Source organism: Nakamurella deserti (assembly GCF_003260015.1).
GTDB lineage: Bacteria > Actinomycetota > Actinomycetes > Mycobacteriales > Nakamurellaceae > Nakamurella > Nakamurella deserti.
Window position 1 is genome coordinate 273,548 of the sequence record NZ_QCXS01000004.1, and the last position, 24,645, is coordinate 298,192.

Genomic DNA, 24,645 nt, shown 5'->3' on the forward strand with positions numbered 1-24,645 from the left:
TCCGACGCTGCCCGCACGATGGGTCGACCGGCCCCAGCGGCCCCTCCGCACCCGGCAACGCGCCCGTCGAACGGATCGCGCGCCGGCGGTCGGCCGGCGACACAATCTCGCAGTGAAAGGGTTTCGCGTATGAATGCTCCTGCGTCACGTCCCGCGCCGAACGGAACGGCGGTCGGCTCCGAGGCGGACGTCGTGATCATCGGCGGCGGCGTGATGGGCGCGAGCATCGCCTACCACCTCGCCGAGGCCGGCGTCCGCGACATCGTCGTGCTGGAACAGGGCGAGCTCGCCGGCGGCAGCTCGGGTAAGCCCATCGGCGGCGTCCGGGCCCAGTTCTCCGACCCGGTCAACATCGCACTGGGCGCCCGCAGCCTGCGCGCCTACCAGGACTTCGGTCGGCGACCCGGCGCGGACATCAAGCTCGACAGTGTCGGCTACCTGTTCCTGCTCACCGAGCCGGCACACGTCGCCGCCTTCGAGACCAGCGTCGCCCTGCAGCAGGAGTTCGGCGTACCCAGTCGGCTCATCTCCGCGCGGGAGGCACAGCAGCTGTGTCCCTACGTCGTTCCGGACGGGCTGCTCGCCGCGGTCTACTCCCCCACCGACGGCCACGCCCGACCCGGGTTGGCCGTCCAGGGTTACGCCGCGGCCGGCACCCGTGCTGGCGTCGTCTTCGCGACCGGCACCCGCGTGACCGGCCTGGTGACGACCGGTGACCGGGTCACCGCGGTGCACACCGACCGGGGCGACATCCGCTGCCGCACCGTCATCTGCGCCGCCGGTGCGTGGTCGGCAGCGGTCGGCGCGATGGCCGGTGTCGACCTGCCGGTCCGCCCGGTCCGGCGGCAGCTCGCGTTCACCGCTCCGCTGACGCCGCCCGCTCCGCGGATCCCGTTCACCATCGATTTCGCCTCGACCGCCTACTTCCACAACAGTGACGACGGGCTGCTGCTCGGCATCGCCGACCCGGACCAGGCGGACGGCTTCGACGTCACGTGGACCGCGGACTGGCTGGACCTGTTCCGGGCCGCGGTCGCGCACCGGGCCCCCGCGTTGGCCGACCTCCCCATCAGCTCCGGCTGGGCCGGACTGTACGAGGTGACCCCCGACCACAACGCGCTGATCGGACGCTCGACCACCGTCGGGAACTTCCTCTACGCGACGGGCTTCTCCGGTCACGGCTTCCTGCAGGCGCCGGCCGTCGGCGAGGTCGTCCGTGACCTCGTGCTCGATCGCCCTCCGGTGATCGACGTCAGCGCGTTGCACGCCGACCGGTTCCTGTCGTCGACCACGATCAGACCGGAAGCCGCCGTCGTATGACCGCCGTCCGTACCGTCCCGACATCCCACCCGCGACCCGGCGGAAGCCGCGCCGGCGCGGTCCCGCAGGAGGAGACACCGTGGTGACCCAGTGGCAGTTGAGATCCGCCTTCGCCCAGCGCCTCTCCGACATGTACGGCCGCGAGGTCCCCGCTTACACCACCCTCGTCGACGTCTCCCGCGAGGTGAACGCGGCGGTGATCGCCGATCTGGGACCGGCGGCCGAGCGACTCGGCTCGCTTCGACGGGTGACCGCGGAGCGGCACGGTGCGATCCGGGTGGGTACGCCGGCCGAGATGGCCCAGGTGGGCCGCATCTTCGGTGCCATGGGCATGTATCCGGTGGGCTTCTACGACCTCCGCGAAGCTTCCGAGAGTGCCGTTCCGGTGGTGTCCACCGCCTTTCGTCCGGTCGATGCCGACGAGTTGGCCCGCAACCCGTTCCGGGTCTTCACCTCGTTGCTCACCCCGACCGACCGGCGCTTCTTCACCGCCGACCTGCAGGACCAGCTGGACGGCTTCCTCGCCGATCGCGAGCTGTTCGGACCGGAACTGTTGTCACTGGCGGACCGGGCGGAGGCCGACGGTGAACTGGACGACGCGACGGCGGAGCGATTCCTGGCGCTGGCAGTCGAGGCGTTCGAACTGTCGCCGGAACCGGTCGACCGGGCCTGGTACGAGACCCTGGAACGGGTGTCGGCCGTCGCCGCCGACATCGGCGGGGTGGCCAGTACCCACATCAACCATCTCACCCCGCGGGTGCTGGACATCGACGCCCTCTACCGGGCGATGACCGCGCGCGGCATCGCGATGATCGACGCGATCCAGGGTCCGCCGCGGTGGTCCGGCCCTGACGTGCTACTGCGTCAGACGTCGTTCCGCGCCCTCGCCGAGGAACGGCCGCTGCGGGAGGCCGACGGCTCGGTGACCACCGGTGCGCTGCGGGTCCGGTTCGGCGAGGTCGAGGCGCGCGGCATCGCCCTCACCGAGTCCGGCCGGGCGCGGTACGAGGAGCTGCTGGAAGCGACCGACCGGCGCGTCGCCGACGATCCGCAGGCGGTCGCCGCCGAGGTCGCCCGCGACGTCTGGGAGCACGGCTTTCCGACGTCCGAGACGGTTCTCGCCGCCGATGGGCTCGCCTACTTCGACTTCCACGCGGTCCCGACGACCGGCACCGGCGGAGGCACTCCGCCGGCCGGTCTGGCCGCTCAGCTGGAGCAGGGCTGGGTGCGGGCGGAGCCGATCGTCTACGAGGACTTCCTGCCGCGGTCCGCCGCCGGCATCTTCCAGTCCAACCTCACCGATGCCGGCACGCGCGACCTCGACCGGGAGGGCGCCGCGTACGACAGCGCCTGGATGTCGGGTGTTCTGGGCCGCGAGGTGCTCGATCCGTACCAGCTCTACGCCGCGCGCAGCGACGCCTCCCTGGCCGCCGCGCGCTCCTCCCTGGGGCTGGCGCCGACCGCCGACTGACCCGCCCAGCACCTCGCTCCCCTCACCTCCGAACGAACGGACTCCGATGACCGCCACCGTCCTGCCCACCTCCGACGCGCTGCGCACCCGTGCCCTCGCGGCCCTCGCCGGACTCGGGGCGGTGGTGCCCGAGGGCACGGGCCTGCGGGCCCGGACGCCGATCACCGGAACGGACCTGTTCGACCTCGCGGCGACCACCCCGGCCGACGCGGACGCAGCCATCGCCACCGCAGCGGCCGCTTTCCTGGAATGGCGTCACACCCCGGCGCCGGTGCGCGGCGCCCTGGTACGCCGACTGGGCGAGCTGCTCCGCGAGCACAAGGCCGAGCTGGCGGACCTCATCACCATCGAGGTCGGCAAGATCCGCTCGGAGGCGGCGGGTGAGGTGCAGGAGATGATCGACATCTGCGAGTTCGCGGTGGGCCTGTCGCGCCAGCTGTACGGGCGCACCATCGCTTCGGAGCGCCCGGGGCATCGGCTGGCCGAGACCTGGCACCCGCTGGGTGTGGTCGGTGTCGTGTCGGCGTTCAACTTCCCGGCGGCGGTGTGGTCCTGGAACACGGCACTGGCCCTGGTCTGCGGCGACACCGTCGTGTGGAAGCCGTCCGAGCTCACCCCGCTCACCGCGCTGGGCGCCAGTGCGCTACTCGCCCGGGCCATCGCCGAGGTCGGTGCGCCTGACGGTATCCACCAGCTGTTGCTGGCCGATCGTGTCGTCGGTGGGCGGTTGGTCGACGATCCGCGGGTGGCGCTGATCAGCGCCACCGGGTCGACCCGGATGGGCCGGGAGGTCGGGCCTCGGGTGGCGGCGCGATTCGGCCGGAGCCTGCTCGAGCTGGGCGGCAACAACGCGACGGTGGTCGCCCCGTCCGCCGATCTGGATCTCGCGACCGCGGGCATCGTCTTCGCCGCGGCCGGCACCGCCGGCCAGCGCTGCACGAGCCTGCGGCGGCTCATCGTGCACGAGGACATCGCCGAGCAGCTGACCGAGCGCCTGGTCGCGGCGTACCGACGGCTGCCGATCGGCGACCCGTTCGCCGACGCGACGTTGGTCGGGCCGCTGATCTCGCGCGAGGCGCTCGACCGCATGCAGCGGGCGCTCGTCACCGCGGTGGCCGAGGGCGGCACGGTTCTGGTCGGCGGAGAGGCCCACGACGAAGGGACCCACCCCGACGCCGCCTACGTCAGGCCGGCCATCGTGAAGGTCCGCGCGCACACCGCGACGGTCCGCGCCGAGACCTTCGCACCGATCCTCTACCTGCAGACCTACCGCACTCTGGACCAGGCCATCGCCTTGAACAACGATGTACCGCAGGGGTTGTCATCGAGCATCTTCACCCGCGACCAGCAGGAGGCCGAGATGTTCACCGGTGCCGGCGGCTCGGACTGCGGGATCACCAACGTCAACATCGGGACGTCCGGTGCCGAGATCGGCGGCGCCTTCGGTGGCGAGAAGGAGACCGGGGGCGGACGCGAGTCCGGATCGGATTCCTGGAAGGCGTACATGCGGCAGGCCACCAACACCGTCAACTACACCTCACAGCTCGCCCTCGCTCAGAACGTCAGCTTCCTGGCTGCGCCTGACGCGGGGTGACCCACCGCGGTGCGACGCCGCAGATCGGTCCTGCGGGTGAGGACGCCGGTGATGATCGACGCCAGCCCGATTCCGGCGATGATGTAGTGGCCGCTGCTCGCCGGCGTTCTGCCGAGGAACATCTGCGGCACGGCGATGATCATCAGGACCACGCCGGCCAGGACGAGTCGCAGGCCGGGGCGTTGCCGGAGGGACTGCTGGATCGGAACGGCGGCGGGTGTCTGCGCACTGTCGGTCGTGGTCGGTACGGCGGGGGTGGTGGTGGACATCGTGTGCTCCTCGGGTCGGGTTCCTCGGTGGGGTGTGGGACAACCATCGCTCCCGACCGCCGTCCGTGGAATCCGCTGACCGGCCGATAGGGGGGACGAGGTCGCCCACCGGTCGGGGGACGGCCCCGAGGACGGTGCCGTGACCCGGCCCGTCCGCGACGCCGACCTCGACCGGGGTGATCGGGATGTCGGCGACGCTCCGGCAGGTCGCGCTGTCCCGGGTGGAGCCGCCGGTGCGCGGTGCGGAGGCAGGACGCACTGCCGGCAGGAGCCGGGCGCCGTAAGGTGGCGGGGTGTCCAGCGCGATGGAGGGCGGGGGACGGTACAACCGCCACGCCTCTGCACAGGCTGCGTCCGCCCGGTTCGGGCTCGACGCGCTGGCGGCAGCCGCCGGGACTGCGCCGCGGGATCCCGCCGGTGTGGTGACCGTGGTGGACTACGGGGCCTCGGAGGGCCGTAACTCGCTGCTGCCCATGACCACGGCCGTGGAGGCGATCCGCCGCCGCCACGGCGCGGCCCAGCCGATCCGGGTGCTCCACACCGACCTTCCCGACAACGACTTCAGCTCGCTGTTCCGGACGGTCGCCGCCGACGGCGGATACCGGCGGCCCGGGGTCTACTCCGCAGCGATCGGGCGGTCGTTCTACGAGCAGCTGGTGCCCGACGCCTCCGTCGGGCTCGGCTGGAGTGCGATCGCGGTGCACTGGCTCAGCGGCGTGCCCGGTCCTCTCGACGGGTTCTGGTTCACCACCGCCGACGCCGGCCAGTACGCCACCTGGGCGGCTGCGGCCGCCGCCGATTGGCGTGCGTTTCTCCGGGCGCGTGCCGCGGAGATGCTTCCGGGAGCGCGGCTGGTCGTGGTGGTGGGCACCGCGGGTGGCGACGGCCGTGGGCGCCGTTCCGGTGCCGAACGTGCGATGGACGAGATCGGGCGCGGGGTCGACGTTCTCCACGACGAAGGGCTCCTCCGCGACGGCGACCGGGAGGCGATGGTCATCCCCGCCTGGTACCGCACCGCCGACGAGTGGCGCGCACCGTTCGACGACCCCGAGATGGACCTGGACCTCGAACAGCTCGAGCTGGTCGACATCGGCGACCCGCTGTGGGATCAGACCCGGTCCGGCGGCGACTACCCCACCGCCGTCGCCGCGGCCCTGCGGGTGTCCTTCGGCCCCGCGCTACTACAGACGCTCGCTGCCGACCGACGACCGCTGATCGCGGCCAGACTGTTCGACGGGCACCTCGCCCGAGCCATCGCCGAGCAACCCGCCGAGCCCTGGTTCCACTGGCGCCTGGCGGTCCTGGTCGTCGCCAAACCCCGCTGACCGCAGGCACTGCCGCCCGAGGGCCGCCGCCCTGCTGCACGCCCGTGCCCCCGTCGAACCGGTCGACCGACCGCACGCCACCGACGGATACGGACGAACGGATGCGCGGTCTGGTGGCACACGGAACGCGGTCCATGTCGCTGGCCGACGTCGAGCACGGAGGACACGTGGCCCGCCCCACGGAGGACCGCGGTTGCGGACCCCACTCACGTCCACCGCCCTCGTGTGACCGGATCCGACGCCTCTCGAGGTTCAGCCATGACCGGTTGGCGTCGACGGATGCGGTTGGTCGTGAGCGTGGCACGGCCCCCGCTGCGCCGAGTGGCGGCACAACGGGGGCCGTGGGTATCGATCGGCCGAGTCAGCAGCCTTCGGGCATCGTCGGGAAGTCGGCGGCCGGCACTTCGAAGTTCTTCTCGTACAGCGCGGCGAGCCCGCCGTCGTTCTGCTGATCGCACAGGAATCCGTCGAGCGCGGCGACCAGGGCGGAGTTGCCCTTCTGGACCGCCCACGAGCCGTAGCCCAGGGCCAGCGGCTCGGGGAGATCGGCCTTCTTCACCTGGTCGGGGTTGGCCTTCTGGAACTGCGCGAGGATGTAGTCCTCCAGCACCGAGCCGTTGGCCCGGCCGGTGGCCACCTCCAGCAGTGCGGCACTCTGGTCGGCGAAGCCACTGACGGTGGCGTTCGGGAAGGTCTCGGTGGCGAGCTGCTCGCCGGAGGATCCCTGCAGCGCGGTGATGATCTGGCCGCCCTGGTTGTAGGTGTCGATCGCCGGGGTCGCGGTGTCGCCCTGGGCCACGGCGAGCACGGAGGTGTACGGGACGTACGCGCGGGTGAAGTCCACGACCTGTTTGCGCTCGTCGGTGGCGGTCAGACCGACCGACACCAGGTCGAACTGCCGGCTCTGCAGGCCGGGGATCAGGCCGGTGAAGTCGAGGTTCTGGATGTTCAGTGTGAGGCCCATCTCGGTGGCCAACGCGTTGAGCAGGTCGACGTCGTAGCCCGCGGGGTTGCCGGCATCGTCGAGGTACATCTCCGGCCGGAACTGCAGGTTCATCCCCACGGTCAGGGTGCCCGGGGTGATGAGATCGAACGCTGCGCTGTCGACCGGGGCGGAGGTGCTCCCGGACGATCCGGTGGCTGCCCCCGTTCCGGCCGGGGAGGTTGCGGACGTCGGGGTGGTCGAAGCCGTGCTCGCGGTGGTGCCGGCGGCGTCGGAGCCGCCGCCACAGGCGGTGAGGACGAGGGCGGTGGCCGCGGCGGCGGCCGTCAGAAAGCGGCGTTTCGCGGTGCTGGACAGGTTGAACACGGCGGTCCTCTCGGGAGCGGTGGCGTTACGGGATGGGGACGGGACGGCGCTGACCGGTGGTGGCGATCAGTTCTTCGATCCGTCGGCGCTGACGAGAACGCAGGGCGCGGGAGAAGGCTCCCTTGGGGGGGCTCGCCAGCGACGACTCCACCACCCGGAACAGGAAGTCGATGACGAACGCGGCGAGAACGTAGATTCCGGCCGCCGCGGTGTAGAGGACGAACGGCTGGAACGTCGAGCTGACCAGATTCTGCGTCACCCGGACCACTTCGAGCAGGCCGATGACGGTGAAGGTCGAGGTGTCCTTGACCATCCCGATGAACATGCTGCCGATGTTGGGCATGGCGACCTTGGTCGCCTGCGGCAGGATCACGGAGAAGAACACCCTGGTCGGCCGCATGCCCAGCGCCTGGCCGGCCTCCCGGTGGCCGGGTGGGACGGCGCTCAGGGCGGACCGGAAGATCTCGGCCATGAATGCGCTGTACAGCAGTGACAACGCGATCACACCGGCCTGGAAGACGCTGAACCGGATGCCGAACAGCAGCGAGACACCGAAGTACACCCAGATGACGCTGACCAGCGCGGGCACCCCGCGGAAGACGTTGATGTAGATGGCGGCGATCCAGGAGAAGGGTCGGCGACCCATCCGCACCATCGCCAGCAGCAGGCCGCCGACGGTCGCGATGACGAGCGCCACCAACGACACCCGCAGCGCGGTCAGCAGGCCGTTCAGGAGTGCCTCGTGGTTGTCCCAGACGAGTCCCCAGTCGTAGGTCCCCATCAGCGCACCGCCATGATGAATTCTCTGGCCCGCGGGCTCTCACAGGCGTCGTAGAAGCCGCGGCCGCCGCTCTCGACGACCCGGCCGTCCTCCATGAACACGTTGAGATCCCCTATCTCACGGGCGAAACCGATCTCGTGCGTGACCACGACCATGGTCATGCCGGTCTCGGCGACGAGGCGCATGGTGCGCAGGACCTCGCCGACGAGCTCCGGGTCCAGGGCCGAGGTCGGTTCGTCGAACAACATGACCTTCGGGTCCAGCGCGAGCGCGCGGGCGATGGCCACCCGCTGCTGCTGGCCGCCGGACAGCTGACTCGGATGGTGAGCGGCGCGCGGCAGCAGACCGACCCGGTCCAGCGCGAGGGCCGACTTCTCCTGGGCGTCGCGGCGGGACAGACCCTGCACGGACCGCAGCGGCAGGGCGACGTTGTCGAGAGCGGTCAGGTGCGGGAACAGGTTGAACTGCTGGAACACCATGCCGACGGTGCGCCGGAGCTGCAGGGGTCGCCCCTGCGGCAGGCTCTCGCCGGGAACCGGTGTGCCGTACTCGAAACCGTCGACCTGCAGCGAGCCGGCACTCGGCGTCTCGAGCAGGTTGATGCTCCGCAGCACGGTGGACTTGCCGGAACCCGAGGGCCCGAACAACACGACGTGCTCACCCGGATAGACGTTCAGGTCGATGCCCTTGAGCACCTCGAGCGGGCCGAACGACTTGCGGACACCGCGCAGCGAGATGATCGGGGTGGCGCCGTGGGTGACCGGCCCGCCCTGGGCGAAGTCGGTGCCGGTCATGACATCTCCCGTCCGCCGCCGGTGCGCCGGTACCAGTCGGCGAGCCTGCCGACCCCGAGGGTGAGCTGCTCCCGCGAGCTCGCGAGGGACAGCCGGAGATGACTCGAGGCGGTGTCGCCGAACGCGGTGCCGGGGGCGGTGGCGACCCCGGCGTGCACGAGATGGATGGCGGCCGAGCGGGAATCGACCCCGTCGGCCAGCGGGACCATCAGGTAGAACGCGCCCGACGGTACCGTGACGGCGATTCCGGCGTCGGCGAGCAGCCCGACGACGAGGTCGCGGCGGGACCGGTAGGCGGCGAGGGTCTCGGCGACGAATTCCTGGGGGCCCTCCAGCGCCGCCAACGCCTCGGCCTGGGAAGCGGCGGTGACGCAGGACAGCAGCGGCTCCTGGAGGCGGGCGACGGTGGGCATCAGCCACGCCGGGCCGACCACGTAGCCGATCCGCGAGCCGGTCATCGCGTAGGTCTTGGAGAAGCTGAAGACGCTGACCACGTGCTCGGCGGCCAGCGCTGCCGCGTTGGTGTGCGTCCCGTCGAAGACGATCTCGTCGTACACCTCGTCGCTGACCACGGTGACACCGTGCGCGACCGCGAGATCCACCAGTGCGGCGATGATCTCGGCGGGGAACACGACGCCGGTGGGGTTGGACGGCGAGTTGACGACCAGGATGCGGGTCCGCGGGGTGATCAGTGCCGCCAGCTCGGCGAGGTCGGGGACGAAACCGTTTGCCGGGCGCAACGGGTAGTGCACGGCTGCCGCGCCGTAGAGCAGGGCCTGCATCTCGTAGTTCGGCCACGCCGGGTCCGGGACGAGCACCTCGTCGCCGGGCCGCAGCAGGGCGGCGAACACCGTGGCCAGTCCCTGGACCGCACCCTGGCTGATGACGACCAGCTCCGGATCCGCGACCAGGCCGTACCGGGTGTGCAGCCGGTCGGCCAGTGCCGTCCGGAGGGCGGGGATGCCGGCGCTCTGGGTGTACCGGTTGCGCACCCGGGCGGCGGCATGGCCGGCCGCCACGATGTGCGCGGGGGTCGCGGCGTCGGGCTCGCCGATCTCCAGCCTGACCACGTCGGGCAGACTGAGGGCGAGGTTGACGATCTCGCGGATCCCGGAACCCGGGACGGACGCAGCCGCCGGGCTGACGGTTCCCGCCATGGTGACAGTCACCGGCTCACCGTCCTTTCGTCGTGGGGCGATACGTCCACGGTAGGAATGCGGTGTTTCCTGCAAAGTCGGGCCACGTTACGAACTTGCGAACAGAAGGGACTGGCCGAATCCCAGTGAGCAATCGAGAGCTACAGTGCGTGAGTGACCTTGCACGGAGCACACACAGGACCATCTGGTGAAGGTGGGGCGCGCATCGGCGCCTGGTCCGGGCTGGCCGGCGGTGGGACCGCCGAGATCCTCGCCCGCTCCGGACCGGACTGGTTGGTCCTCGACGCGCAGCACGGCGCCTACGAGGGCGCCGCGGTTGCGGCCACGCTGCACGATCTGGCCGGGATCCCGGTGCCCGTCTGGGTCCGGTTGCCCGACGACAGTGCCGCGGGGATCGGGCGCGTGTTGGATGCCGGTGCGGCGGGTGTCATCGTGCCGATGGTCGACACTCCACAGCAAGCCGCCCGGATCGCCGCCGCGTGCCGGTACCCGCCGGCGGGAGTCCGCAGCTGGGGGCCGACGACAGCCCTGTACGGCCGGTCCACGCCGGCGGCGGACGCCGCCAACAGTCGGGTCCTCTGCGCGGTGATGGTGGAGACCCGCTCGGCTGTCGCCGATGTCACCGCGATCGCCGCTACCCCGGGGGTCGACATGGTGTTCGTCGGTCCGTTCGACCTGGCCCTGTCGCTGGGGGTCGGGCTCGACGACCTGCTGGCCGATGACGCGGACGACTCACCGCTGCCGTCGGTGGTGCGGGCCTGCCGGGCCGCCGGCATCCGGGCCGGCGCCTTCGCCGGTGCGGTCGACCGCGGCGGCCGGTTGGCCGGCCTCGGATTCACCGACGTCGCCGTGCTCACCGATGCCGGCTTGCTGGCCAGCTCCGCCGAGGCGGAGCTGGCCCGGTGGCGCGGGGGCCCGACCGCTCCCCGTCGCGCGGCCTACTGAATTCCCGGCCGGGCGGGCGTACTGGCCCGCTGATGGCCTGTCCGTGCGAGCCGGCCGTCGGGAGACGGCTCGGTGCTCGCCGTGCGTCCCGTCGCCCCGGAGCGCAGGCGGTCTCGACCGACGTGTCACGGCCGGGACCGTCACGGTCGTCGCGCATGGGGCGCGTCATGGGCGGCGGCGCGCAGGACACGACACTCGGCTGCGGGATCGCCGTGTTCCCAATCGGTGTCGATGATGATCTCGTCCACTCCGGCGGTCCCGAGCTCACCCAGGCGGTCGGCGATGTCGACGGTCCGGCCGACCGAGGACACCAGACGCAACGCGACGCGGACCGCGGCGGGATCCCGGCCGGCCGCCTCCGCGGCACGCCGAACGGTGGCGATCTCGCGGGCCAGTGCCACCGGGTCGAGCTCGGGTACCGCTTGCTGGGCCAGCCAGCCGTCGCCCAGCCGTCCCGCGCGTTTCAACGCCGCCGGTGAATGACCGCCGACGAGGAGTGGGATCGGCCGGGGTGGCGGCAGCATCAGCAGATCCTCGGCCAGCGTGTACTGCCCGCCGTCGTGAGCGGCGGGGCGCCCGGTCCAGCACTGCCGCAGCAGACCGATCCACTCCACCATGCGCGGACCCCGGGTGTCGAACGGCATGTCCAGCGCGTCGAACTCCTCCCGGAGCCACCCTGCCCCCACGCCCAGCGCGAGCCGCCCCGGGGCCAGCGCGTCGATGCTCGCCGCCTGCTTGGCCAGCAGCACCGGATTGCGCTGCGGCAGCACCAGGGCGGCGGTACCGAGCCGGACCCGACGGGTGACCGCGGCGGCTGCGGCCAGCGCGACGAGTGCTTCGACGTAGGGGGTGTCGGTCGGCCAGGTGGCCCGACCGTCCGGGACGAACGGGTAGAACGACGTGATCCGCGTGGGGAAGACGACGTGGTCGGCCACCCAGAGCGAGTCGAACCCGGCCGCCTCGAGGTCGACCGCCAGCGCGGCGATGCCGCGGTCGATGGCCGTCGTACCGGTGTGGGGCAGCTTCGCACCCAGGGCGATGGTCATCCGGCGGCCAGCCAGCCGCCGTCGACCGGCAGATACGCCCCGGTGATGTAGGACGCCCGCTCGGACGCGAGGAACGCCACCGCGTCGGCCATCTCCTCCGGTCGGCCGGGCCGGCCGAGCGGGATACGGCGCATCATCGCGGCCCGCCGGTCCGGATCGCCCAGAGTGCCCGCCGACATGGGCGTGTCGGTGACACCGGGGCCGACGACGTTGACCGTCACCCCGAAGCGAGCCCAGTCCACCGCCAGCGATCTGCCCAGCATGAGCACCGATCCTTTGGAGGCCGCGTAGGCGGCCTGACCCGGCAGGGCGATCATCGCGTTCACCGAGCCGATCAGGACGATGCGGCCGCCGTCGCCCTGTTCGACGAACCGGCGGCAGGCTGCGGCCGCGACGTCGAACGTGCCGAGCACGTTGACCTCGAGCACCTCCCGCACCGTGTCGGTTCCGAGCTCGGCCGCCGGCCCGACGCGCTCGATACCGGCACAGGTCACCAGCGTGTCCAGTCGACCGAACCGTTCGACGGTCCGGTCCACCGCCTGCTGTCCGGCTCCCGCCACCGTGACGTCCATCAGCAGGGCCATCCCACCGACACCTGCCGCCACTTTCTCCGCGGACGCCAGATCCCGGTCCGCGCAGACCACCTCGTCGCCGCGGTCCGCCAGTCGACGGGCCACCGCCGCGCCGATCCCGGAACCCGCGCCGGTCACCAGACTGATCATGTCAACCACCCTCCGTCCACCACCAGCACATGTCCCACCACGTACGACGCGTCCGCTGAGCTCAGGAAGGCCACCGCGTGCGCGACCTCGTCGGTGGTGCCCAAACGGCCCGCCGGGATCCGGGAGCCGGACAGGGCCGCGGTGCCGGCCTCGCCGAGCAGCCCGCGCATCAGCGGGGTGTCCATCGTCCCCGGGGCGACGCCGTTCACCCGCACGCCCGTCGGCGCCAGCTCACGGGCGGCGGCGGCGGTCATCATCCGCAGCGCCGCCTTGGAGGTGTCGTAGGCGACCATCGGCGAGCTGGACGCGGTGAACGACGACGTGGAACAGATGTTGACGATGCTGCCGCTCCCCCGGGGGACCATCCGCCGTGCGGCCGCCCGCAGTACCACGTAGGCGCCCCGCACGTTGACCGCGAAGATCCGGTCGACCTCCTCGATGCCGGTCGTGAGCAAGGGGGTCGTGGCCGCGATCCCGGCGTTGTTGACGACGGTGCCGAGCGGACGGCGAGCGTCGACCTCCGCGATGGCCGCCTCCACCGCGGCGGTGTCGACGACGTCGAGGACGAGCGGCTCCGCCGAACCGCCGCCACCCACGATGTCGTCCGCGGTGGCCGCGGCTGCAGGCGCGTCGCGGTCGGCGACGACGACGTGGTCCCCGCGCTCTGCCAGCCGACGGCAGATCGCGCGCCCGAGTCCGCTGCCACCCCCCGTCACCAGTGCAGCGTGAGGATATCCGTCGGTTTCCATATGAAAATGGAACACGATGAATACTGCGCGGATGTTAAGCCGATGACACATCCGGTCGCTCATCTGAAACACGGCCGACCTACCGTCGAGCTGTCCGGCCACACGGGGCCGGCGCTCGGGACGAAGAGGAGCTGTCGATGGAGTTCGGCGCCGGTCTGTTCTGTCTGCAGTCCACCGCGATGGCCCCCCGCCATCCGACGCTCCCCTACCGCGAACTGATGACGGACGCACGCCTGCTGGAGGAGCTGGGCTACCGCAGCATGTGGCTCTCGGAGCACCACTTCTTCTACGACGGTTACTGTCCGGCGTTGCTGCCGGTGGCGTCGGCGGCGTTGTCGGTGACGAATCGTCTGCGGGTCGGTACCGGGATGATGCTGCTGCCGTTGCAGGACGCGGAACGGGTCGCCGGTACGGCCGCCGACATCGCGTCCCGGTCCGGTGGCCGGCTCGACGTCGGCGTGGGCCTGGGCTACCGCGACGTCGAGTTCGACGGCAAGGGCGTGCCGCCTGCGCAACGCGTCGCCCGGCACTCGGCGGGAGTGGCCGCGCTGCAGCGCATCGCGGTACCCGCCGGCGCGGCGATCTGGGCGGGTTCAGCGACGCCGAAGGGCGTGGCACGGGCCGGTGCGCGAGGACACGGGGTGCTGCTGTCGGGAGCGAACCCGGTGTCGCTGGTGCGCGAGCTGGCCTCGGCCCACCGGCAGGGCTGGGAGGACGCCGGCCGACCCGGCGGCGTCCGGCCGAAGGTCGCCGCACTCCGCAACGTCTGGCTCACCGACGATCCGACCGAACGCGCCGCCGCACTCGACTGGCAGCGCGCCAGTTACGTGCTCTACGCGGGGCTGGGCTGGAGCGTCGCACAGCAGGGATCCACCCAGGCGATGGATTTCCGCGTGGATGCCGACGCGGCCGTTGCCCAGGCCGTGGCGACCACCATCGTCGGTCCGCCCGGCGCCGTCATCGAGGGCCTGCAGGAGGTCGCGGAAGCAGGCGTCGACGACGTCGTCTTCCGCGTCATCATCGAGGGCGCACCCTCGGCCGCGATCCGCCGGGTGCTCACCCGGCTCGCGGACGAGGTCATCCCGGCTCTGGACACGGTGGTGGCGGCATGAGGATCGGGACGTGGTTGACCGGTGACCGGGCGGACGACCCGGCCTGGGTGACCGCCGCCGAGCGGTCGGGGGCTTTCGGGGTGCTGGCCGACCCGGCCGGTCCGGACGGCGCCCGGATCGCCCGGGCGGCCGAGATCGCCGCCCGTACGGTCGATCCGCGGGTCGTCGTGCGGGTCGTACTCGGTGTCGAGCATCCGGTGACGTTGGCCGAGGAGGTCGCGGTGCTGGATCACCTGTCCGCCGGCCGGGTGGTGTGCGTGGTCGACACCGGAGCGCTGGACGCGTCGGCGGCCCTGGAGGATCTGACCCTGCTGCGGCTGAGCTGGTCGGCCCGGTTCTTCCGGCACGACGGGGCGCGTTGGACGGTGCCGAGCGGATTGCTCGGCGACGGGTTGCCGACGACCGTCTCGGTGACGCCGAAGCCCGCCCAGCTCGACATCCCGGTGTGGCTGGACGGTGCCGTCGCCGCCCCACTCGCCGTGTCGACCGGCCTACCGGCAGTGGCCCACGTCCTCGGCGACGTGGACCCAGCGGCTCAGGTGCAACCCGCGGCGGCGACCCTGTCCGGGGACCTCGAGGCCGACCGGCGACTGGTGGGCGCGTGGGCGGCCGCCGCTGCCACCCATCTGCTGGTCGCGCCGGCGGCCGCCGCCGCGCCGGACAGCCTGCCGGACGTGGTGGCGCGATACTTGCAGCCCGAAGTCGGCATGCCGTCGTTCCCGCGGATCATGGCCGAGTCTGCACCGCCACACACCTGGACGCCGCCCGTATGAGCACCCGCCGACCCGACTCCGAGCCCGCGGACGCCGATGCGCCGCCGCCGCGGGCCCGAACCGCCCGCGGCTCGATGGCCGGTCTCGCCGGCGCCATCGAGCGGCAACGACCTGCCGTGCCACTGGACGCCATCGACCGCGACCTGATCCGCCGGATGGCCAAGGACCCCCGCTCGTCACAGCGCCAACTCGCGCGGGAGGTGAACATGAGCGGCCCGGCGGTGGGAGAGCGTATCGCCCGGCTCGAGCGACTGGGGGTCATCCGCGGGTACACCGTCAGCATCGACTGGGCGGCCCTGGGCTATCCGGTGCTGGTGTACATCCCGATGAGCATCGCCCCCGGCGCCGACCTGTCGCAGATCCTCGAGGAGCTCAAGGCCATCGAAGAGCTGGAGGAGCTGGTCGCGGTCACCGGCACCTACGACCTGCTCGGCCGGCTCCGCCTGCGTGACCACGCCCACCTGCAGATGGTGCTGCTCGAGAAGGTCTGGCCGATCTACGGTCTGCAACGCATCGAGACGTTCCTCAGCCTCGGTGAGGTCAGTCGACCCGGCGTGCTGGACGACCTGCTGACCGCCGGCGAGCGTCCCCCACCGTCGGCCTGATCCCCGGTGCGCCGGCATCCACCGGCCGACGCCGGCGCGCGGGAAGGCACGTGCGGACCGACGCCGGGTGCGGTGCCGACGGCGGTGATGCTCAGGCGACGCCCACCAGCGGCTGGGGGGATGCCGGGGCACGTCGATGGCGGATGACGCCGGCGAGGTGGGCGGCGTCGCGGGCGATGCCCGCGAACCGGCCGGATCCCCAGGTGTGCAGCCAGGGCAGCCCCAGGAAGTACAGGCCGGGCACCGCGGTGACGCCGCGGTGGTGGCGTGGATGTCCGGATCCGTCGAAGGCCGGCAGGTTGACCCACCGGTAGTCGGCCCGGTAGCCCATCGACCAGATGACCGAGGTGATTCCGGCCGCGGCGAGATCGAGCGATCCGGGTTCGATCTTCGGTGCCCAGACCGGGGTGTAGCGGGGCTCGGTGGGGGCGTTGATGCCGTTCCGGGCGATCCAGGCGTCGATCGCGTCCTTGATGCCCTCCATCACCGCATCCGCCCGGTCCAGGCTCGCGCCCAGGGTGGGCGCGAAGGTCGCAGTGCCGTCCCGGATGTCGGTCATCCGACCGTAGAGGGCGACACCGCGGGTGGCGAAGTCGCGCAGATCGATGTCCCGGCCGCCGTCGCGTCCGGTGACATAGTGGTTGGTCTTGTCCCGCTGGGCGAGACCCTCGGGGTGGTCCTCGACCGGTCGGTCGTAGTGACCCATGTCGTGCAGCCAGGCGACGCAGTCCCGACCGCGGTAGAACCGCGCCACCCGCGGAGCGCTCCCGACCGCCAGATGGACCTGCCGGCCTTCCAGCATCAGGTCCTCGGCGATCTGGGCACCTGACTGGCCGGTGCCGACGACGAGGACCGCGCCGGCGGGCAGCAGGCCGGCGTTGCGGTACCGGCTGGAGTGCAGTTGGTGGAGGCTCGGGTCCAGCCGCTCGGCGATCCGCGGTACGACGGCTTCGTGGTAGCCGCCGGTGGCGATCACCACCCGTTCACAGGTCAGCGGCCCGTCGGAGGTGCTGAGCAGGAAGCCGCCGCCGGGCCGCTCGGCGAGGCTCGTCACCGCGACGTGCTCGCGGACCGGCGGGGCGAAGCCCTCGGCGTACCGGAGCAGGAACGTGTGTACGTCGTCGCGCACCATGAACCCGTCGGGGTCGGGACCGTCGTAGGCGTGACCCGGGAGCCGACACTGCCAGTTGGGGGTGACCAGCGTGAAGTTGTCCCACCGGCCGGAGCGCCATTCGTGGCCGATGGTCTCCCGCTCGAGAACCACGTGGTCCACGCCGTCCTGCGTGAGGTGCCAGCTGATCGACAGTCCCGCCTGGCCGCCGCCGATGACGACGACGTCGGTGTGCTCGACCGTTCCGGTCACCGGGTCACCGCCGGCAGCGCAGGCTTCATCGCCACGACCGTCACCATCGCACTCGCGTCGGCGAAGTGCGCCGCGCGGCGTTCGATGTCGTCGAGGGTCGCCATCGCCGAGGTGCAGGCGAAGCCGTACCTCGACCGGACACGCTCGGACGCCTCGTGCAGGGCCGCCCGTGAGCGGGCGACGAAGTCGGCCACGGCGTAGTCGGTTCCCGCGGTCAGGTGGTCGTGCATCACCAGCGACGGGGAATAGCAGTCCTGCAGCCGGCCGTCAGGCCACCGGACCTGCACGTTCATCTCAGGCATGGGCCAACTCCGGGGTCGGGTAGGCGTCGGGGCGGCGGTCGCGCAGGTGGAACATCGCCCGCCGCGCGGTGTCCAGTTCGGCGGCGAGGTCCAGCGTCGCGACGGCGAGACCGGCCTCGACGCCGGTGTCGGCGCGGATGTCGCCGCCCGGACCGACGATCTTGGCGCCGGCGACGAAGCGCAGGGACCCGAAGTGGCCGGCCTGGTTCGCCGACGCCCACACCACCTGGTTCTCCAGCGCCCTGGCCGCGTCGAACAGGTCGAACCGCTTCTTCCAGCGGTCCTCGGCGAGATCGGTCGCACCCGCCGTCCGGGCGGCGGGCCACGCCGACATGCAGGCGATGACCTCGGCGCCGTCCAGGGCCAGCGCCCGGGCGGCCTCCGGAAAAGCCTTGTCGTAGCAGATCATCATGCCCATGCGACCGATCGGTGTGTCGAACGCGGTGAAGGCGTCGCCGGCTGCGTAGGCGAGGCTCTCGCCCAACGGTTGGTGGACCTTGCGGTGCACGCCCAGCAACCCGTCGCCGGTCACCGCCACGGCGGTGTTGAAGCGTCGGTCGCCGTCCTGCTCGCAGAACCCGAAAGTGAGAGTCAGGTCGCCGGCCATGGTGATGACGCGGCCGATCTCGGGACCGTCGAGGGCCAGCGCGGGCGGCAGGGTGCGCCCGGCCACCGGGGTCGCCGCATCACCGCCGGGTCCGCCGAGCGCCGACAGGTAGCCGCCCAGCGCGGCCTCCGGCAGGACGAGCAAATTACCGCCCGCCGCCCGGGTCTCGGCGATCAACCGCCCGATGGTGGTGTAGGCCTCCTCGAGGTCCCGGCCGAAGAACGCCGCCGCGGCGGCGATGGTGAGGGTCATGCGGGTCCCAATCCGGTGAGGGTGGTGACGGCGTCGGTGGTCTCGCCGTCCGGCCAGCGGAGGCGGACGCCGGGGGCGGCCGTCAGCTCGCCGCAGACGGCGCTGGTGGCCGGACCGGCCGGTGCGACGGGGCGGTCGGCGGCGTCGGTGGTGAGCATCGCGAACCCCGGGAAGCAGGTGAGCCAGTCACCGGCGGTGGCGCCGGCGGGTCGCGGTACCGCCGCGACGTCGAGGACGGCGCCGGTGCCGCTGGACTCGGCGAGCATCCCCAGGGTGCCGACGGCACCGGCCATGCTGACGTCCTTGGCCGCCGCCGGGGCCGTGCGCGCCACGAACGAGGCCATCGTGCGCAGCTCGGCTGCCGACCGGGTGGACGTCGAGTCCCACTGGGCGCCGGTGTAACCCGGTCGCCAACCCCCGCCGAGATCGGCGGTCACCGTGACCCTGTGCCCGACCCGGCCGCCGCCGGCCGGGACCGGCCGGTCGGTCCGGCCGAGCGCGGTGACCGACAGGGACGCCGGCACCCCGAACTGGGTGTGTCCGCCCAGCACCGGCACGCCCCAGGCCCGGGAGGCGTCCCGCAGCCCGCTGACGATGCGACGGGCGAACGAGGCGTCCCGGGCACCGATCGCGTCGAGCAGCCCGACCGGAGCTGCCCCCATCGCGGACAGGTCGTTGACGTTGACCAGGACCGCGCACCAACCGGCCCACTCGGGGCTGCGCTCCACCATCGTCGGCAGGATCGCGTCGCACGCGGCGATGACGTCCGTGCCGGGCACCGGGGCACCGTCGTCGCCGACGAAACCGCCGCCGCCGAGGCCGGTCACGCCGTCGCGGAAGGGTTCCAACACCGACGCCAGGGCGGCCTTGGTGGCGGACGCGAGCCGCGCGATCCGGTCGATCGGATAGCGCATCTCGACGTGGGGCAGACCGTGCCGGTCCAGGGTGCGGATGGTGTCCCAGCCCAACCGGCGGAACAGGGTCTCGTTCCGTCCCTGCACCATGGCGTCGAACCGCAGGACGCCGGCGGACTCGGCGGCGGCGCAGGCCGCCCGGATCAGCGCCGCACCCACACCGCGGAGCGCCTGTCCGTCCCGGCTGACCACCAGCCGGGAGCCGGCCCACCAACCGATGTCAGGTCCGCGACCGGCGGGAGCCAACCGGACACCGCCGACGATGTGCCCGCCCGCGCGGGCCACGATGACCACGGTGCGGGGGTCGTCGTCGACGTCGTCCCGGTCGCTGCCGGTGAACAGCTGCTGACGCTCCACGAAGGCCGCTCGCCGCAGCCGGTGGTAGGCGGCCAGGTCCGCGGCCGTCTCCGCCCGGGACAGCAGGAACGGTGCGGCGGCGGTGGCGGTGCGCGGCCCGCCGGTGAGCACGCTGACGTCCAGCGGGCCGGCCGTCGGTGTCGTCGGTGGGGCCGGCGTGGTGATCTCGCTGCGCACCTCAGGCCCCCACGCTCGACAGCAGGCCGCAGGCGCCGCACGCCGCGCACCCGGCCTTCTGGTCCGCACCGCGCATCCCGGACGACACGAGGAGTGCGCCGACCCGGCGGCTGACATCCTCGAGGACGTGCGCCCGCGGGGCGGCGGCGCCGTCGGCGGCGGCCAGGGTGCCGGCCAGCGGTCGGAAGGGCACCACGAAGGGATACACGCCCATCTCGACGAGTTCCCGGGCGGCGGCGACGAGTTCATCGGGGTCCTCGCCGAGGCCGACGAGGAGGTAGGTGGAGACCTGGTTCCGGCCGAACACCCGGACCGCCTCGCGCCAGGCGGCGCGGTACTCGTCGAGGCTCACCGTGGACTTGCCGGGCATCCAGGCGCGCCGGACGCGCTCGTCCATCGACTCGACGTGGATGCCGATGGACGACGCCCCCGCTTCGAACAGGTCGGTGAGGGTGGCGAGGTCGCCGGGCGGTTCGCACTGCACCTGGATGGGCAGCTCGGGCACGGCGGCCTTCACCGCCCGGACGCACCGCGCCAGATGGACCGCGCCGCGGTCCCGGCCGGCGGACGTGCCGGTGGTCATCACCATCTGCCGCACCCCGTCGAGATCCACCGCGGCACGAGCCACCTCGGCCAGTTGAGCCGGGGTCTTGACCGCTGTGGTGGCCCCGGCCCGCAGCGACGTCTCGATCGCACAGAACCGGCAGCGGTCGGCCTCGCCGTAACGCACACAGGTCTGGACGACGGTGGTGGCCAGCACGTCCCGGCCGTGCAGTCGGGCGAGCTTCTCGTAGGGCACGCCGTCGGCGGTGGACCGGTCGTAGAACCGTGGCCGGTCCACCACCGTGAGATCGAGTCCGGTGTCGTCCCCGTCGTACAGGATGCGGTCGCCGACCACCTGGTACGGGCTGTCCTGATTGCGCGGGATGGCGGCGTTGAGTCCACCGACGACCACGTGACCGTCGTCGCTGGGACCCGCTCCGGTGCCGCGCTTCACGGGTGCATCGAAGCGGAAACCCTTAAGGGCCAGATCCACTCGTGTGCTCAGGGACGACATCGGGGCCCCGTCAGAGGTTGTAGGTCGAGTTGATGATGGCGCCCTTGCGCGCGAAGTGGATCAGCGCGTCCTGGACGTCCAACGGGTGGCACGGGATGACTCCGGGGATGAGGTCCTCCTCGCGCAGTCCGTGCAACGACAGCCCGAAACGGCAGCAGAACACCGTGCCGCCCTCGGCGATGAACGTCTCCAACGAGTTGTTGATGTTCTGCTCGCCGGGGAACGCCGAATCGCCGGTCGTCGGGAAACCGCGGGTCGCCATGCAGTTCATCGAGCCCGGACCGTAGAAGTACAGGACCGACTCGAAGCCCTTCCGCAACGCGCGGGTCGCCTGCAGGATGGCCACGAAGCTGACCGACGATTCGTGCGCGATGCCGTGCACCAGCGTCAGGTAGGACTCACCCTCCTCGGCCTGGTAGTCGGGGAAGATCTTGGTACTGCCGTAGATGGTGCTGCCCTTCGGCAGTGACGGATGCGGGATCTCGGCGACGGACTTCGCGATGTTGGCGGTGATGGACTCGTCGAACGGCATTTCCGGGGTCCTCTCGAGTGCGGTGCGGGGATGTGGGTCGGCGGTGCGGTACAGCGTCTCGACCGCGCTGTCGAGGGACCGGGGGAGGTGGCGGCTCAGCCACCGGCGGGTCAGGCGTACAGGCGGTGGAAGTTGTCGTAGCGCATCATCTGGGCGAGTTCACCGTCAGCGACGGCGTTGTCGAGCCGCGCGAGTTCACCGGCGTGGTCGCCCCAGGGCTCGTCGCTGGCGAACAGGACACGGTCGTGACCCAGGCCGTGACGGTCGATCTCGGCGGCGAGCCACCGGGGCGCGAACCCGATCGCCCAGCTGGTGTCGGTGTAGACCTGCTTGCCGGCACGGATCCAGTCGAAGAACCGTCCGGAGATGAGCTTGATGTGGCCGCTCATCCCGCCGCCCAGGTGGACCAGGTGGATCTTCACGTCGTCGCCGTAGCGGTCGACGAGCGTTCCCACTCTGTCGATGTCGGAGGCGGCCCCGGGGGAGGTGTGGATGTGGACGACGAGATCGTGGCTGCGGGCGGTGTCGAAGATGCGGGTCAGCTGCGGCTGGGAGGCCGGGTCGTCGGCGCCCCCGCCGAGCAGGAAGCTCGTCTTGAGCGCTTTGACGCCCGCCTCACCGGCGAGGGCCAGCGCCGTGTCGTTGAGAGCGGCGTCCTGTTCGCGGGGGGACACCCAGAGCCCGCAGACGACGCGTTCGTCCTTGGTGGCGGCTTCGACGACGAGTTCGTTCAGGGCGAACGACGACGCCGGGTCGGGGACCCCGTAGTTCGGGATGACCAACGCCCGCTCGGTCCGCTCGCGCGCGAGATCGTCCATGAGCTCAGAGATTTCGGCCCTGGCGTTGACATCCGGGTTGACGGGGGGGCCGCCGTAGAACGAGTGAGCGGGCAGTCTCCCCAGGTGCCGGTGGGCATCGGCCAGCGGTGTGGGGGGCATGCGTCCAGTAAGCGGGCGCAGTGTGTCGGGTGGGTTCAGTCGTGAACAACACCAGATGTCGGGACCGCCGAATCGTGTCACGCGATCGCAACACGTCAGCTCCCGGCGGGCCCGTCGAGCAACCGTCGGTACAGCGTGACGTGGGCGGCGGCGGCCGAGTCCCACGAGAGGGACCGCGCCAGTCGGCGACCCGCTTCCGCCGGCGGCGGGAGCGTCGTGGGGTCGAGGACGTCGGCCAGGGCGGCGGCGATGGCCGGGACGTCGGCGGCGAATCGCACGGCGTCGCCGAACACCTCGCGGAGCACCGGCAGATCTCGGGCGACCACCGGCACACCGGCTGCCAGAGCCTCCATCGCGGCGAGCCCGAAGCCCTCCTTGGTGGAGACGAAGGGGAACGCGGCCGCCGCGGCGACCAGGCTCGGCAGCGTGTCATCGTCGACGACGCCCAGCTGCACCGGCTCGACCCCGAGTGCGGCGGCCCGCCGGTCGAAGGTGGCGCGGTAGTCCCGGTAGTCGAAGAGCGTCTCGCCGCCGGCGATGACCAGCGCGACGTCGGGGAAGCGGTCGCGCACCGCGGCGAAGGCCTCCAACAGGTCCAGGGTGCCCTTGCGTGGCTCGATGCCGCCCACCGCCAGCACGTAGCGGCCGAGCCGGTTCCTCCACCGCCGGCGGCCGTCGAGACCGGCGGCACCGGAGGCCTTCTCGAAGCGGGCGGCGTCGACGCCGTTCGGGATCACGGCGGCGGTGCGGTGCCAGCCCGCGGCGACCTCCGCAGCGACGGCGGCCGACACGCAGACCAGTGCGCGTGGCCGGGAGACGGCCCGGTCGTGACAGGCGACGAGCTCCGGGGTGCTGAACGTGTCCAGGTGGTGCACCGTGCGGACGCAGTCGTCCACGGCGTTGGCGCTGATGCAGTCCTGGGCGTGGACGACGTCGTAGTCGTCCGGCCGCATCGCCGCTCGCATCACCGCGATGGAGCGGGCGATGCGGGCACCGACGGATTCGTCGTCCACCGGCGGGAAGTCGACGATGCGGATTCCGACCGCCGGGTCCACCTGCCGGAAGAACGCGCGGTCGCCGCCGCGGCCGAGGGTCCAGACGTCGACCGCCGTCCCGGCGCGGACGAGCGCCTCGGCGAGCGCGAGCGTGTGCACGACACCACCGCGGGGCTTGGTGGAATAGGTCATCAGGGCGACCCGCAACGGTGGCGTCACCTGCTCTCGGCCAGGTAGGTGTCCGGCCGTCGCTCAGCGAGGTGGTGCAGCACCCGCCGCGCCCGGGTGACCTCGGCGTGGACGTCGAGGTCGGTGAGGGCGATGCCACCCTTCGTCCAGGTGCGGGCGAGTACGTCACCGCCGGGACCCACCACCTTGGCCTGACCGAGGAAGCGCAGCCCGCCGAGGACGCCGGTCTGGTTGGCCGAGACGACGACGACCTGGTTCTCGGCGGCGCGGGCGCAGTCGTAGAGGTCGAACAACCGTGACTGCCGGTCCTGCGGGATCCGGGCGGCGCGGTCGGTGACACTGGCCGGCCATGCGGACAGACAGCCGATGATCTCGGCGCCGCTCCGGGCCAGGGTGCGGGCCGACTCGGGGAACGTCTTGTCGTAGTCGATGAGCATCCCCATCCGCCCGACCGGAGTGTCGAAAGCGGTGAAGGCATCACCCGCCGCGTAGGCCAACGACTCACCTGCCGGCTGGTGGACCTTGCGGTGACGACCGAGAATCCCGTCTCCGCTGACACACCAGGCGGCGTTGTAGCGGGTGCCGGCGGCGAGCTCGGTGAAGCCGAAACACACGGTCATCGGACCGGCCATCGCCACGACCGCCGCGAGTTCCGGCGCATCGAACGCGAGAGCAGGGGGCAGCTCGTCAGGGTCGGGATGGCGTAGATCGGGCAGGTAACCACCCAGGGTGGCGTCGGGAAGCACGAGCAGATCGACCTGCCGGCGGCGGGCGTCCTCGACGATTCCGGCCACCTTCACCAGGGCTCGTGCGACATCCCGGCCGAAGTGCCCGGCGACCGCGGCCAACCGCAGCGGACGACCGGCCACAGGTACGCGCATGTCGGCCACCCTAAGGGATCCCACGAATCCGCTGACCGACCCGCAGGTGGCCCGGAACAGCCGGCGGCGGGCCTCTGGTCCGGACCGACGCCGCGACGGACGCCGATCG

25 protein-coding genes are annotated in these 24,645 nt (G+C 71.9%); 8 read left to right on the forward strand and 17 right to left on the reverse strand.

Annotated features, from left to right (window positions below):
- Positions 1 to 129 precede the first annotated feature (129 nt).
- The 3 genes from DB033_RS19700 (at position 130) to amaB (ending at position 4,385) form a co-directional block, all read left to right on the forward strand.
- Entirely contained in the window at positions 130 to 1,320 is a 1,191-nt protein-coding gene (locus DB033_RS19700; RefSeq protein ID WP_111768661.1) for an NAD(P)/FAD-dependent oxidoreductase, read from the forward strand.
- 79 nt (positions 1,321 to 1,399) lie between these two features.
- The gene (gene hglS, locus DB033_RS19705; RefSeq protein WP_111768662.1) at positions 1,400 to 2,791 is read left to right on the forward strand and encodes a 2-oxoadipate dioxygenase/decarboxylase; all 1,392 of its coding nucleotides are present in this window, start codon (positions 1,400 to 1,402) and stop codon (positions 2,789 to 2,791) included.
- 46 nt (positions 2,792 to 2,837) lie between these two features.
- Positions 2,838 to 4,385 carry an L-piperidine-6-carboxylate dehydrogenase gene (gene amaB, locus DB033_RS19710; protein WP_111768663.1) on the forward strand — a complete coding sequence of 516 codons (1,548 nt, stop codon included), beginning with the start codon at positions 2,838 to 2,840 and terminating at the stop codon, positions 4,383 to 4,385.
- Here the strand turns inward: amaB and DB033_RS19715 are convergent.
- Entirely contained in the window at positions 4,346 to 4,654 is a 309-nt protein-coding gene (locus DB033_RS19715; RefSeq protein ID WP_111768664.1) for a hypothetical protein, read from the reverse strand. The two genes, amaB and DB033_RS19715, sit on opposite strands and share 40 nt — an antisense overlap.
- Positions 4,655 to 4,947: 293 nt before the next feature.
- On the opposite strand from DB033_RS19715, the gene DB033_RS19720 reads away from it, so the two are divergent.
- The gene (locus DB033_RS19720) at positions 4,948 to 5,979 is read left to right on the forward strand and encodes a class I SAM-dependent methyltransferase (RefSeq protein ID WP_157970816.1); all 1,032 of its coding nucleotides are present in this window, start codon (positions 4,948 to 4,950) and stop codon (positions 5,977 to 5,979) included.
- A gap of 361 nt (positions 5,980 to 6,340) precedes the next feature.
- Here DB033_RS19720 and DB033_RS19725 read toward each other — a convergent pair whose 3' ends face one another.
- Genes DB033_RS19725 through DB033_RS19740 form a run of 4 tightly spaced genes read right to left on the reverse strand, consistent with a single transcriptional unit; the run spans position 6,341 to position 10,032 of the window.
- Complete coding sequence (locus tag DB033_RS19725) at positions 6,341 to 7,288, reverse strand: ABC transporter substrate-binding protein (RefSeq protein ID WP_111768666.1); 948 nt, start codon at positions 7,286 to 7,288, stop codon at positions 6,341 to 6,343.
- Between the two features lie 25 nt (positions 7,289 to 7,313).
- The gene (locus DB033_RS19730) at positions 7,314 to 8,069 is read right to left on the reverse strand and encodes an amino acid ABC transporter permease (protein ID WP_111768667.1); all 756 of its coding nucleotides are present in this window, start codon (positions 8,067 to 8,069) and stop codon (positions 7,314 to 7,316) included.
- A complete protein-coding gene (locus tag DB033_RS19735; RefSeq protein WP_111768668.1) occupies positions 8,069 to 8,863 on the reverse strand; it encodes an amino acid ABC transporter ATP-binding protein in 795 nt (264 codons plus the stop codon). Before DB033_RS19735 ends, DB033_RS19730 begins: the two co-directional genes overlap by 1 nt.
- Positions 8,860 to 10,032 (reverse strand): pyridoxal phosphate-dependent aminotransferase, encoded by a 1,173-nt coding sequence (locus DB033_RS19740; protein WP_157970817.1) that lies wholly within the window; start codon positions 10,030 to 10,032, stop codon positions 8,860 to 8,862. Before DB033_RS19740 ends, DB033_RS19735 begins: the two co-directional genes overlap by 4 nt.
- Before the next feature lie 141 nt (positions 10,033 to 10,173).
- On the opposite strand from DB033_RS19740, the gene DB033_RS19745 reads away from it, so the two are divergent.
- Positions 10,174 to 10,965 (forward strand): HpcH/HpaI aldolase family protein, encoded by a 792-nt coding sequence (locus DB033_RS19745; protein ID WP_111768670.1) that lies wholly within the window; start codon positions 10,174 to 10,176, stop codon positions 10,963 to 10,965.
- Between the two features lie 140 nt (positions 10,966 to 11,105).
- Here DB033_RS19745 and DB033_RS19750 read toward each other — a convergent pair whose 3' ends face one another.
- The 3 genes from DB033_RS19750 to DB033_RS19760 are packed head-to-tail and all read right to left on the reverse strand — an operon-like array spanning position 11,106 to position 13,449.
- A complete protein-coding gene (locus DB033_RS19750) occupies positions 11,106 to 12,011 on the reverse strand; it encodes a TIGR03619 family F420-dependent LLM class oxidoreductase (protein WP_111768671.1) in 906 nt (301 codons plus the stop codon).
- Positions 12,008 to 12,733, reverse strand: a complete 726-nt coding sequence (locus DB033_RS19755; RefSeq protein WP_111768672.1) for an SDR family NAD(P)-dependent oxidoreductase — start codon at positions 12,731 to 12,733, stop codon at positions 12,008 to 12,010. The genes DB033_RS19750 and DB033_RS19755 overlap by 4 nt, the downstream gene beginning before the upstream one ends.
- Positions 12,730 to 13,449 carry an SDR family NAD(P)-dependent oxidoreductase gene (locus DB033_RS19760; protein WP_157970818.1) on the reverse strand — a complete coding sequence of 240 codons (720 nt, stop codon included), beginning with the start codon at positions 13,447 to 13,449 and terminating at the stop codon, positions 12,730 to 12,732. The genes DB033_RS19755 and DB033_RS19760 overlap by 4 nt, the downstream gene beginning before the upstream one ends.
- Positions 13,450 to 13,619: 170 nt before the next feature.
- Between DB033_RS19760 and DB033_RS19765 the strand changes: the two genes are divergently transcribed.
- From DB033_RS19765 to DB033_RS19775, 3 genes are read left to right on the forward strand one after another with little or no spacing between them, the layout of a single operon-like run.
- Positions 13,620 to 14,594: an LLM class flavin-dependent oxidoreductase gene (locus tag DB033_RS19765; protein WP_111768674.1), complete on the forward strand. Its 975-nt coding sequence runs from the start codon at positions 13,620 to 13,622 to the stop codon at positions 14,592 to 14,594.
- Positions 14,591 to 15,367: an LLM class oxidoreductase gene (locus DB033_RS19770; RefSeq protein WP_111768675.1), complete on the forward strand. Its 777-nt coding sequence runs from the start codon at positions 14,591 to 14,593 to the stop codon at positions 15,365 to 15,367. The genes DB033_RS19765 and DB033_RS19770 overlap by 4 nt, the downstream gene beginning before the upstream one ends.
- Complete coding sequence (locus tag DB033_RS19775) at positions 15,364 to 15,972, forward strand: Lrp/AsnC family transcriptional regulator (RefSeq protein ID WP_111768676.1); 609 nt, start codon at positions 15,364 to 15,366, stop codon at positions 15,970 to 15,972. The genes DB033_RS19770 and DB033_RS19775 overlap by 4 nt, the downstream gene beginning before the upstream one ends.
- Positions 15,973 to 16,063: 91 nt before the next feature.
- On the opposite strand, the gene DB033_RS19780 is transcribed toward DB033_RS19775, so the two are convergent.
- The 9 genes from DB033_RS19780 to DB033_RS19820 form a co-directional block, all read right to left on the reverse strand.
- Positions 16,064 to 17,335, reverse strand: coding sequence for an MSMEG_0569 family flavin-dependent oxidoreductase (locus tag DB033_RS19780; RefSeq protein ID WP_111768677.1), 1,272 nt, complete (start codon positions 17,333 to 17,335; stop codon positions 16,064 to 16,066).
- Positions 17,332 to 17,637, reverse strand: coding sequence for an MSMEG_0570 family nitrogen starvation response protein (locus DB033_RS19785; protein ID WP_111768678.1), 306 nt, complete (start codon positions 17,635 to 17,637; stop codon positions 17,332 to 17,334). Before DB033_RS19785 ends, DB033_RS19780 begins: the two co-directional genes overlap by 4 nt.
- Complete coding sequence (locus tag DB033_RS19790) at positions 17,630 to 18,496, reverse strand: carbon-nitrogen hydrolase family protein (RefSeq protein WP_111768679.1); 867 nt, start codon at positions 18,494 to 18,496, stop codon at positions 17,630 to 17,632. The genes DB033_RS19785 and DB033_RS19790 overlap by 8 nt, the downstream gene beginning before the upstream one ends.
- Entirely contained in the window at positions 18,493 to 19,944 is a 1,452-nt protein-coding gene (locus DB033_RS19795) for an MSMEG_0567/sll0787 family protein (protein WP_240615991.1), read from the reverse strand. The genes DB033_RS19790 and DB033_RS19795 overlap by 4 nt, the downstream gene beginning before the upstream one ends.
- 1 nt (position 19,945) lies before the next feature.
- Positions 19,946 to 21,001 (reverse strand): MSMEG_0568 family radical SAM protein, encoded by a 1,056-nt coding sequence (locus DB033_RS19800; RefSeq protein WP_111768681.1) that lies wholly within the window; start codon positions 20,999 to 21,001, stop codon positions 19,946 to 19,948.
- Between the two features lie 10 nt (positions 21,002 to 21,011).
- Positions 21,012 to 21,533, reverse strand: a complete 522-nt coding sequence (locus tag DB033_RS19805) for an MSMEG_0572/Sll0783 family nitrogen starvation response protein (protein ID WP_111768682.1) — start codon at positions 21,531 to 21,533, stop codon at positions 21,012 to 21,014.
- 110 nt (positions 21,534 to 21,643) lie between these two features.
- On the reverse strand, positions 21,644 to 22,471 hold the full coding sequence (locus DB033_RS19810) for an amidohydrolase family protein (protein ID WP_111768683.1): 828 nt from the start codon (positions 22,469 to 22,471) through the stop codon (positions 21,644 to 21,646).
- A 95-nt stretch (positions 22,472 to 22,566) separates the two neighbouring features.
- Positions 22,567 to 23,673 (reverse strand): MSMEG_0565 family glycosyltransferase, encoded by a 1,107-nt coding sequence (locus tag DB033_RS19815; protein WP_111768808.1) that lies wholly within the window; start codon positions 23,671 to 23,673, stop codon positions 22,567 to 22,569.
- 8 nt (positions 23,674 to 23,681) lie between these two features.
- Positions 23,682 to 24,536 (reverse strand): carbon-nitrogen hydrolase family protein, encoded by an 855-nt coding sequence (locus DB033_RS19820; protein ID WP_111768809.1) that lies wholly within the window; start codon positions 24,534 to 24,536, stop codon positions 23,682 to 23,684.
- Between the last annotated feature and the right edge of the window lie 109 nt (positions 24,537 to 24,645).